This window comes from Rathayibacter sp. VKM Ac-2926, from assembly GCF_022815565.1.
Lineage (GTDB): Bacteria > Actinomycetota > Actinomycetes > Actinomycetales > Microbacteriaceae > Rathayibacter > Rathayibacter festucae.
The window spans coordinates 263274-272517 of sequence record NZ_JALGRS010000003.1; the positions used below are offsets into that span (position 1 = coordinate 263274).

Consider the following 9244-nt stretch of genomic DNA (forward strand, 5'->3'; position numbering starts at 1 on the left):
GCAAGCCTGGCACGCCGAGCGCGGTCAGGCCGAGGGCGGACGTCCTCCGCCCGCGCCGCCGCCGCCCGAGGGCACCGACCCGCCGGTCGGCTCCGTCGTCGTGTCGACGCGGACCGTGAGGGCGAAGCGGTAGCCGGAGGTGGCGTCGCCGGTCGCGGTCGGCAGCTGCAGCTCGCCGCCGTCGTCGCCGAAGACGTTGTCGTCGTCGAGGCTCACCTGGGCGAGGTTCTCGCTCGAGCCCTCGTAGCCGCTGAGCGCGTAGACCGCGGTGCAGGCGTCCTCGGGGACGGCCAGCTGCGAGGTCGCGATCGCGTTGCCGGAGTCGCTGATCGAGTCGACGTCGGGGTAGACCTCGAAGTGGATGTGCGGCCAGCGGCCGGAGTAGCAGGCCGGGAAGATCGAGGTGTAGCCGACCTCGCCGTTCGCGTCGGCGACCTGCACGCCGCGGAGGTAGGTCTCCTCGGTGATGCCGTCGGAGTACATCGAGTAGCCGCCGGACGCGTCGCAGTGCCAGACGTAGACGGCGGCGTTCTCGAACGGGACGCCGCCGTTCGCGGTGTCGAGGATCGTCAGGGTGAAGGCGAGCGGCACGCCGGCCGCGGTGGCGCCGCCGTCGATGCTCGAGCGGATGTCGCTGCGGACGATGCCGGAGTCGCTCAGCACGTCGGGGCCGTTCGAGCCGTCGCCGGGGTAGGGACCGGCGGTCTCGTCCGGGATCTCGCCGGTGGTCGCGGCGGCGCTGCTGCTCGCGCTGCTCGTCGCGGTTCCGGAGGCGCTGCCCGCGACGGCCGAGCACGCGGCCAGCGCCGTGGTGGCGGCGCCGACCCCGATCAGGCCGAGCACGCGGCGCCGATCGAGCATCCGGCGGCTCAGCAGGGTGCCGACGTCGAAGGAGAGGCCCTGGTCGACGACCTCGTCGTCGGGGCGGACGAGGGCACGGCCCTCGTAGCGGAGGCCGTCGGGGGTGCGGTCGGGCTCGGGGATGCGGGACATCGGGGGATCCTTGTCACTCGGGGGCTCGGGGGAACCCCAGAGTGACCGGCGCGGCAGGCGGGAGCCTTTGCGTCGCCTATGAGCCTCCGATGTCAGTAGCCGCTGGTGTCCCGGCGCGACCGCCGCCAGAAGGCCTTGAGCCGGTCGACCTGCCGGTCGGTCCACGCGTTCGACAGCGCGAAGGCCGCGGCGGCGGGATCGCCTCCGCTGCTGATCCGCTGGATCGCCTCGAGCGCCTGCTGGGTGGGGTCGCGGTCGTCGGGGACTTCGGGATCGTGACGCGACTCGGTCACGATGCGCTCTCCGGGTACGGCGTGCTCGCCGCCGGCCAGTCCGACGCCAGCAGCTCGCCGCGCAGCCGGTGGTACTGCTGCACGGCGCTGAGCGAGTCGGTGCGGAACGCGATCGCGACGGCGGCGTCGCGCCAGTAGCCGTCCCAGCCGCTGTACTGCGCGAAGACGCGGGAGCCGATGCTCTCCAGCAGCTCCCAGGCCCGGTCGGCGGTCAGGTAGCCGGCGACGTAGGCGTAGCGGATCGCTCCGATCGTGCGCTCGGCGTCGCCGGCGAGCAGCAGCACGGGCGGGCGGCCGCCGACCGGCTGCGCGCGCTCGAGCAGGTGGAACTCGCTCTCGCCGGTGAGGGCCGCGATCCGGGAGCGCATCCGCTCGGCGTCCTCCGAGGCGGAGACCTCGGCGAAGCGCGTCGACAGCGGACCGCGGGCGAGGACGTCGGCGACGAACAGCTCGACGTCCTCCGCCGAGGCGATGCGGAAGTCGCGGTCGAGCGCGCCGCGCTGCTCGGTGAGCGCGGGCATCGGCAGCTCCGGCCAGGGCGAGCCCTTGGCGCCGTCGGCGTAGCGGGCGCGCAGCGCGGCGGGCAGCTCGGCCCAGGTGGGCTGGAAGGCGAGCGAGGAGTTCCAGCCGCCGAAGGAGAAGTCGCTGACGGCGTCGAGGGCGAGCAGCTGCTGCTGGCGCAGGGTCGGCGCGGGCGTCCGCGCCTCGGCGCGGTAGGCGAGCTGCTGCCGGCGGGGCGCTCCGGCGTCGCGGATCTGGAAGGCGATCGACGCGAGGGCCAGCCCGAGGACGAGGCCGATGCCGAAGGTGAAGATCGGCAGTCCGGTGCTGCCGTCCGCGCTCGCGAGACCGAGCACGAAGCCGACGATCCCGAGCGGAGCGGCGACGGCCGTGACCAGCAGGGCGCGGCGGCCGATCCCGCCGCCGGGAGCGCGCCGGTGCGCGTCCGCGGCACGCGCGTAGCGCAGGCGGGAGCGCACGGGGAACTCGACGTCTCCCGGGTGATTCTGCAGCGGCACGATCGGCAGCCTAGACGGGCAGCGAGGACGCCGCGCGTGTGGTTGCCTGGGGTCATGAAGCTTGCCGAAGCACTCCTCGAGCGGGCCGATCTGCAGAAGCGGATCGAGGCCCTCCAGTCGCGGATCGTCGCGAACGCCTCCTACCAGGAGGGCGAGGAGCCGACGGAGGACCCGTCGGAGCTGCTGGCCGAGTGTCTGCGCGCGCTGGACGCGCTGGAGCGCCTGGTCACCGCGGTCAATCTGACGAACACGACGGCGACCACGCCCGACGGCACGCGGCTGACCGCGGCGCTCGCCCGGCGCGAGTCGCTCCGCACGCAGCACAGCATCGTCGTGCGCGCGGCCGACGCGGCGGCGGGCGACCGCGGCTATCGGCAGCTGCGCAGCGAGCTGCGGCGGCTGCCGGCGCTGCCGGTGCGCGAGCTGCGCGCGCGGGCCGACGTGCTCGCCCGTGAGCTGCGCGACCTCGACGCGGCGATCCAGCGCACCAACTGGGAGGTCGATCTGCTGCAGGAGTGAGACGGAGCGCCCTGCGGGGCGCAGTCGGGCGGTGAGTCGGTAGGCGCACCGGAGCGAGCACACACCGTCGGGCCGGCGGTCAATCCGGCCCACTGTCACGCGGTGGGCAGCGTACGGCTCCGGCCATCACTCACAGCCCAGCACCGACGACCGGTGACCGCGCAGACAGGACATCTCATCACCACGTGCTGGCCGGGGCGCCGAGGGCGGGTTCGGGGACCTCACCGCCTGTCCTGCGTCAGCGCGCGCAGCTGAGCCGCGAAGAAGGCCAGCGAGCGGTCGACCTCGGGCAGCGCGGGCGTGCGGTTGAGGTGGCCGTGCGGCATGCCCTGCGCGAGGTAGCCGGTCGCGGCGACGCCCGCCTCCGCGAGCTGGCGGAGCAGGAGCTCGGCCGAGCCGCGCAGCTCGTCGAACTCGTTGACGAGGACCGAGGCCGGCGGCAGTCCGTGCAGCGGCGCGGCGCCGGGGAGCGCGTGCGGGGGCAGGTCGGAGAGGCGCCCGACGTAGGTGCGGACCATGTCCTCGATGCCGACGGTCGGGAAGCGCAGCAGCGGCGGGAGCGGCATCAGCTCGCGAATCACGGCGTCGTCGAGTGCGGGGTTGGGGAAGTGCGCGAACGGGTAGGCGAGCAGCACGTGGTCGGGGAGGCGGGTGCCGGCGTCGCGCTCGCGGAGCGTCGCGGCGAGGGCCAGGGCGGCGCCGGCACTGGCGCCGCCGATCGCGACGGGCAGCGCGTCGGGGGTCTCGGCGCGGAGGTGGCGCCAGGCGGCCTGCACGTCGTCGAGCGGGACGGGGAAGCGGACCTCGGCGCTCGCGAGGCGGTAGCCGACCGAGACGACGCGAGTGCCGGCGCGGGCGGCGAGCTCGGCGGAGACGACGTGCGACTCGCGCATCTCGAGGTCGCCGGCCTGGAAGCCGCCGCCGTGCACCCAGAGCAGGGCGGAGGCAGCTGGCTCTGCGGGCGCGTAGATCCGGAGCGGGATCGGGCCGTGCGGACCGTCGATCGCGGCGTCGGAGACGGTGACGCCCTCGGGGAGCGACCACGGACCGGGGTCCTCCTCGAACTCGGCGACCTTCGCCGCCTGCGCCGCGTCGAGCGGGTAGGCGACGCCGTCGAGCAGCGGCAGGCGGGCAGCGAGGTAGGGATCGAGCGGCAACGGTGCCTCCTGGAGGGTGCGGGGTACGGGGACCACGGTAGTCAGCGTTCTGCCGGACGGTGGATCTCGATACGCCCTCTCCGAGGGCTACTCGATCAGCATGGATCACCCCCGCGGCGCCGACCATCCAGGGAAGGCGCGAACGCGCTGGAGAGCATGGGCGGGCGCGCTCGTTCCATGCTGGTCGAGTAGCGCGAAGCGCGTATCGAGACCCGCCCTCTGCAGAACGGTGGATCTCGATACGCCCTCTGCGAGGGCTACTCGATCAGCATTGATCGCTCCAGCCCGGTGTCCGCGGAGCGGAGCATGCTGGTCGAGTAGCGCGCAGCGCGTATCGAGACCCGCGTCCGTCAGAACGGGGGCGGGATGTCCTCGAAGCGGGGGCCCGGCGGCGCCCCGGCCAGAGCGGGTGGGCGGATCGTGACGGTGCGGCCGGTCGGGGTGGTCCAGACGATGCCGCCGTCGGGGAGGGGGACGTAGGTCCAGCGGTCGCCGTGGCGCACGTGGTGGTGCGACGTGCACAGCGAGACGAGGTTCTCCAGGGCGGTCTCGCCGCCGTTGCGCCACTCGATCGTGTGGTCCGCCTCCGACCTCGAGGCGCTGCGGGTGCAGCCCGGGAAGCGGCAGGTCTGGTCTCGGAGCTGCAGATGCAGGCGCATCTGCGGGGGCGGGACCCGGCAGGTGCGGCCGACGGAGACGACCGCGCGGGTGTCCGGATCCGTGAGGACGCGGGTGAAGGAGGCGCCGGTCTCGACCAGCGCGCGGGCGAGGTCGGCCGGGATGAGGCCGTAGCCGTCGAGGTCGGCTGGTGCGTCGTCGAGTCCCGCGGCGGTCGACGCGGCGAGGGTGAGCCGCACCTCGGCTCGGATCCCGGGGACGTACGACTCGGACACTCGAGGACCGTCGCCCGCGGGAGTGGTGCCCGCGATGTCGCCGTCGCGCAGCAGATCGGTGAGGGCATCGGCCTTCAGCTGAGCCAGCGTGCGCTCGTCGCCGCCCTCCCGGAGGGAGCGGGCGATGCGGTCGAGACGATCCCCGATGCCCATCGCGTCCGGCGCGGGGAGGAGCGCGCAGAGAGTCGCCATCCCGTCGATTTCGGGCGAGATCCACACGGCGCGGTCCTGGCGGGCGCGGGCATGGCGCTGAGCGAACGGCTCCTCGTGCAGCTCGTCGCGGAGCCGGGCGACGATCCGCCTCAGCTGCGTCGGCGTCACGTCCGGCGCGACGCCTGCGGCGCGCTCGTCGAAGGCGGCGCGAGAGGCGGCGGGCAGGGTCGCGGCGGTCGCGCAGATCACCTCGCTCGACTCCCAGAGGAGGCGTCCCTCCGCCACCGCGGCGCGCGTGCACGGCAGCTCCTCGACCAGCAGGATCGCCTGATCGATCACCTTCGACGCCGCCCGCTCCGACAGGCGCAGCGCGACCGCGAACTGCGCCCGGATCGACCGCTCGACGAGGCTGCTCGCCTCGCTCCGGGAGAGGCCGCCGCCCCGCGCGAACTCCTCGGGAGCGGTGAGCGCCGTGCGGTACGCCAGGTGCACGGCCTCGGCCCGCGTGAGCAGGAACCGCGCCGATGTGGCACCGAGGTCGGCGGCGACGCCGAGCACCGCGCCGACCGCGGCGACCGGCCCGCTCGGTTCCTCCGCGCTGCTCGCGCCGCTGATCTCATCCATACGAGTATCGAAGCAGGGACCGTCGACACCCGCGGGGCGGTGTCGATCAGCCCGAAGACAACTCCGCGAAAGAGCTCCTGTGGAGGAGCCACGGCGGCGGCGCGGGCGCCTCAGCGTGCAGGCGAAGCGCGCTCGAGGAGGAGGACCCCGTCCAGGAGGACCGTGTCCTCGCCGTCGGGTCCGGTCGCCGTCCGCTCGCGGGTCTCGACGAGCCGGGGCGTCCACTCGGCCGGATCGAGGGCGAGGGCGGCGAGCTCCTCCTCGGGCGAGGCGAGGACGGGCCCGCCCTCGTGCCGGTGCGCGTGCGCGGACCAGGGCGGCGCGGCCGCGTGCGAGACGACCGCGAGGACTCCGCCGGGCGCCACGAGATCGGCGGCACGGCGCAGGATGGGAATCCGCGGCAGCTCCACCATCGAGTGCAGGAAGCTCGACGCGACCAGGTCGAAGACGCCCTCGACCGGCCAGTCGGCGCCGAGATCCGCCTGGCGGACGTCGATCACGAGACCCCGGGCGAGCGCCTCGGCCCGGGCGCGCTCGAGCGCGGTCTCGGAGAGGTCGAGGCCGGTGACGGTCCAGCCCTGTGCCGCCAGCCAGAGGACGTCGCCGCCCTCGCCGCAGCCCAGGTCGAGGGCGCGGCCGGGGGTGAGGTCGCCGACGAGCTCGACGAGGGTCGCGTTCGGCCGGCCCGACCAGACGCGGTCGGAGTCCGAGTAGCGCGCCTCCCAGTGCTCGCGGGCGGTCCCGGGCTCGGCGCCGTGCTCGTGCTCGCTGCTCATGTCGTTCCCTCCGGCGAGCGCGGCGCGTGCGTCCGGCTCCGCTCGAGGATGCCGGACCGCGCGCTCCGGAGCCAGCCGTCGTGCCGCTTCGGCACGGGCTCCTCCCCAGGTGCCGAGTGCGGGGCTCTCTCCACCGATCTCCGCGACCCCTTCCGCGACACCGCGGACGCCGATTAGCGTCGGCGGCATGAGCCTGAGCTTCGAAGAGATCATCGTCGACTGCACCGACTTCCGCGCCCTGGGGCACTGGTGGCAGGAGGCGCTCGGCTGGGACATCGTCGACGAGGACGACGAGGGGATCGAGCTGCTGCCCGCATCCGGCCGCGGCCCGAGCCTCCTCTTCCTCGACGTCCCTGAGCGGAAGACCGTGAAGAACCGCCTGCACCTCGACTTCGTGCCCGACGATCAGGCCGCGGAGGTCGACCGGCTGATCGCGCTGGGCGCCACCCGGATCGACGTCGGCCAGGGCGAGCAGTCGTGGGTGGTGCTCGCGGATCCGGAGGGGAACGAGTTCTGCATCCTCTCCGCGCGCGAGTGACGGCGAGCGAAGATGCGTATGTATCGATAATGGCCTGAGAAAGTCAAGGGTAGAACGATCGTTCTCGACACCCCTAGCATCGGCTTCGACGCGAGCCCGCCCCGGCCGCGTAGAGACGAGGAGAGACCCGTGAGCGCGAACGCCCTGCCCGCGAACGCTCTGCCCGCGACGGCCGAGCCCGCGAGAGCGGAGAAGGCGCAGTCCCCCGCGCTGAACCGCACCGCCGGTCTCTACGCCTACGCCTACCGGCTCACGCTCTCGGAGTCGATGGCCACCGCCGCCCTGCACCAGGCCGCGGTCACCCTCCGCTCGGGATCACCGCGGGTCGCCGACGAGCAGTCGGCCCTCGAGATCGCACGGACGGAGATCGGCCGTCACAGCGTCGGCCGCCGCGCCGCGCTCGTTCCGGCGTCCGCTCCCGTCGGGCTCCGCGAGGACGACCTGCTCCGCTCCGCGTTCCACCGCCGCCTGCACGGCCTGCCCGCCCTCGAGCGCCAGTGCTGGCTGCTGCGCCACACCGGCGGGCACGACGTCGCGGTGATCGCCGACCTCCTCGAGATCAGCGCCGAGCAGGTGCGCTCGGCCCTCCGCAGCGCTGCGGCGATCCTCGTCGCGGGCGAGCTGGCCGACGCCGCCGCGGAGGACGCCGAGTCCACCGCCCTCTGACACGCGGATCGCAGCGGCGGGTGCAGGAGAGGAGGAGCCCGAGGGACGCCGGGTCCAGCCGGCGGCGCCCCTCAGGCGTCTGAGACCGCGCGGGCGGCGCTCCCTCGGGAGGCGTCCGGGCGGAGGTTCGGGGTCAGTCGAGGTAGTCGATGTCGTCCCACGGCTCCTGCAGGTCGCCGGTGTCGCGGTCGTCGTCGGGGACCTGGACCTCTTCGAAGATCACCGGCACGCCGGAGGAGATCAGCACGCTGACCTGGCGGTTGCCGACCACGACGAAGTCGATGAGTCCGCCGCCGGCCTGGGTCGCGCGGGTCGCGGACTCCTTGAGATCGTCGACGTCCGTCCCCTGGGAGAGTCCGTAGGTCTTGCCCTCGATGGTGACGGTGGTTCGGATCATCTGGCGCGCCTGCTCCTCGACTCGGGAGCCCTCACCCTACGAATCGCGCCGAAGTGCAGCCAGGCCTTGCGGAGGAGACGGCGGACTGCCACGCGCGCTCGCGGACTCTGCGCGGGACACGTGCGGAACGGCCCCGCTCACGCTCTCCCCGCTCGCGTCAACGGGGGTCACGCCGGGCCGGGCGGACCGTAGCGTGGCCGACGCACGATCCGAACACCCGCGGGAGCAGGACCGACCGCGGAACGAGCAACGAGGAGGATCCCATGACGGACACGAGCACCCCCGACACCCAGCCGGTCGAGCCCGACGAGGTCGACCCCGAGACGGCGACCGACCCCGAGGGCGACCCGGTCGAGAACCCGTCCGGCTGAACCGGGCGCGCGCCGCACGGCGCAGAGAAGGCTGAGAGCGCCGGACCCCCTGTCAGTCAGGGATCCGGCGCTCTCAGCCTGTGTTCTGCGGGTGCCGCAGTGCTGTCACCACGGCACCCGCCGGCCGGAAGGGGGAGGCCCGGCTCCCCCTCTCAGCGGCAGCGCCGCGTCGCGGTGATCAGCTGCGGTTGCGGCGTCGTGCTCGTCGCTGCTGGAGCAGCAGCAGTGCGCCGCCGCCCAGGGCGAGGAACGCGAGCGACAGACCGGCACCGGTCTCGACTCCGGTCGAGGCGAGTCCGCTGGTCGGCGGCGTCCCGGACTTCGCCGGGATCACCGGCGGGGTGGAGGCCCGGGGCGTGGGCTGGACCGTGGGCGTGGGCGTGGGGGTCGGCGTGGGCGTCGGGGTCGGCGTCACGACGGGCGGCGTCGTCGGAGGGGTCGTCGGCGGCGTCGTCGGAGGCGTCGTCGGAGGCGTCGTCGGAGGCGTGGTCGGCGGCGTCGTGGGCGGCGTGGTCGGAGGCGTGGTCGGCGGCGTCGTAGGCGGCGTGGTCGGAGGCGTGGTCGGCGGGGTCGTGGGCGGGGTCGTCGGCGGCGTGGTCGGCGGAGTCGTCGGAGGCGTCGTGGGTGGGGTCGTCGGCGGCGTGGTCGGCGGAGGCGTCGTCGGCGGCGTCGTCGGAGGCGTCGTCGGCGGAGTCGTCGGAGGCGTCGTCGGCGGCGTCGTGGGCGGAGTCGTGGGCGGAGTCGTGGGCGGCGTGGTCGGCGGGGTCGTCGGCGGCGTGGTCGGCGGCGTAGTCGGCGGGGTCGTCGGCGGCGCGGTCGGCGGGGTCGTCGGCGGGGTCGTCGGC

General features: G+C 74.2%; 11 protein-coding genes. 3 read left to right on the top strand and 8 right to left on the bottom strand.

Features of this window, described 5'->3' with window-relative positions; translation table 11 throughout:
• Positions 1-24 precede the first annotated feature (24 nt).
• From MT351_RS05610 to MT351_RS05620, 3 genes are all read right to left on the bottom strand, one after another.
• Complete coding sequence (locus tag MT351_RS05610) at positions 25-993, bottom strand: intradiol ring-cleavage dioxygenase (protein ID WP_132435354.1); 969 nt, start codon at positions 991-993, stop codon at positions 25-27.
• A 92-nt stretch (positions 994-1085) separates the two neighbouring features.
• Positions 1086-1286 carry a hypothetical protein gene (locus tag MT351_RS05615; RefSeq protein WP_132435356.1) on the bottom strand — a complete coding sequence of 67 codons (201 nt, stop codon included), beginning with the start codon at positions 1284-1286 and terminating at the stop codon, positions 1086-1088.
• Positions 1283-2305: a DUF1266 domain-containing protein gene (locus MT351_RS05620; protein ID WP_243581497.1), complete on the bottom strand. Its 1023-nt coding sequence runs from the start codon at positions 2303-2305 to the stop codon at positions 1283-1285. Before MT351_RS05620 ends, MT351_RS05615 begins: the two co-directional genes overlap by 4 nt.
• A gap of 54 nt (positions 2306-2359) precedes the next feature.
• Between MT351_RS05620 and MT351_RS05625 the strand changes: the two genes are divergently transcribed.
• The gene (locus MT351_RS05625; RefSeq protein ID WP_243581498.1) at positions 2360-2824 is read left to right on the top strand and encodes a DIP1984 family protein; all 465 of its coding nucleotides are present in this window, start codon (positions 2360-2362) and stop codon (positions 2822-2824) included.
• A gap of 221 nt (positions 2825-3045) precedes the next feature.
• Here MT351_RS05625 and MT351_RS05630 read toward each other — a convergent pair whose 3' ends face one another.
• The 3 genes from MT351_RS05630 to MT351_RS05640 all read right to left on the bottom strand — a co-directional run bounded on the left by MT351_RS05630 (position 3046) and on the right by MT351_RS05640 (position 6427).
• The gene (locus MT351_RS05630) at positions 3046-3981 is read right to left on the bottom strand and encodes an alpha/beta hydrolase (protein WP_243581499.1); all 936 of its coding nucleotides are present in this window, start codon (positions 3979-3981) and stop codon (positions 3046-3048) included.
• Positions 3982-4331: 350 nt separating this feature from the next.
• Positions 4332-5651 carry an HNH endonuclease signature motif containing protein gene (locus MT351_RS05635; protein ID WP_243581500.1) on the bottom strand — a complete coding sequence of 440 codons (1320 nt, stop codon included), beginning with the start codon at positions 5649-5651 and terminating at the stop codon, positions 4332-4334.
• A 110-nt stretch (positions 5652-5761) separates the two neighbouring features.
• A complete protein-coding gene (locus tag MT351_RS05640; RefSeq protein ID WP_243581502.1) occupies positions 5762-6427 on the bottom strand; it encodes a cyclopropane-fatty-acyl-phospholipid synthase family protein in 666 nt (221 codons plus the stop codon).
• 187 nt (positions 6428-6614) lie between these two features.
• On the opposite strand from MT351_RS05640, the gene MT351_RS05645 reads away from it, so the two are divergent.
• Together MT351_RS05645 and MT351_RS05650 are read left to right on the top strand one after the other, a co-directional pair.
• Positions 6615-6965, top strand: coding sequence for a VOC family protein (locus tag MT351_RS05645; RefSeq protein WP_123447481.1), 351 nt, complete (start codon positions 6615-6617; stop codon positions 6963-6965).
• 129 nt (positions 6966-7094) lie between these two features.
• Entirely contained in the window at positions 7095-7631 is a 537-nt protein-coding gene (locus MT351_RS05650; protein WP_243581504.1) for an RNA polymerase sigma factor, read from the top strand.
• Positions 7632-7764: 133 nt separating this feature from the next.
• Here the strand turns inward: MT351_RS05650 and MT351_RS05655 are convergent, their stop codons facing one another.
• Both MT351_RS05655 and MT351_RS05660 read right to left on the bottom strand, forming a co-directional pair.
• Positions 7765-8028 carry a hypothetical protein gene (locus MT351_RS05655; protein WP_123447479.1) on the bottom strand — a complete coding sequence of 88 codons (264 nt, stop codon included), beginning with the start codon at positions 8026-8028 and terminating at the stop codon, positions 7765-7767.
• A gap of 523 nt (positions 8029-8551) precedes the next feature.
• A partial coding sequence (locus MT351_RS05660; RefSeq protein ID WP_243581506.1) for a hypothetical protein occupies positions 8552-9244 on the bottom strand: 693 nt, incomplete at its 5' end.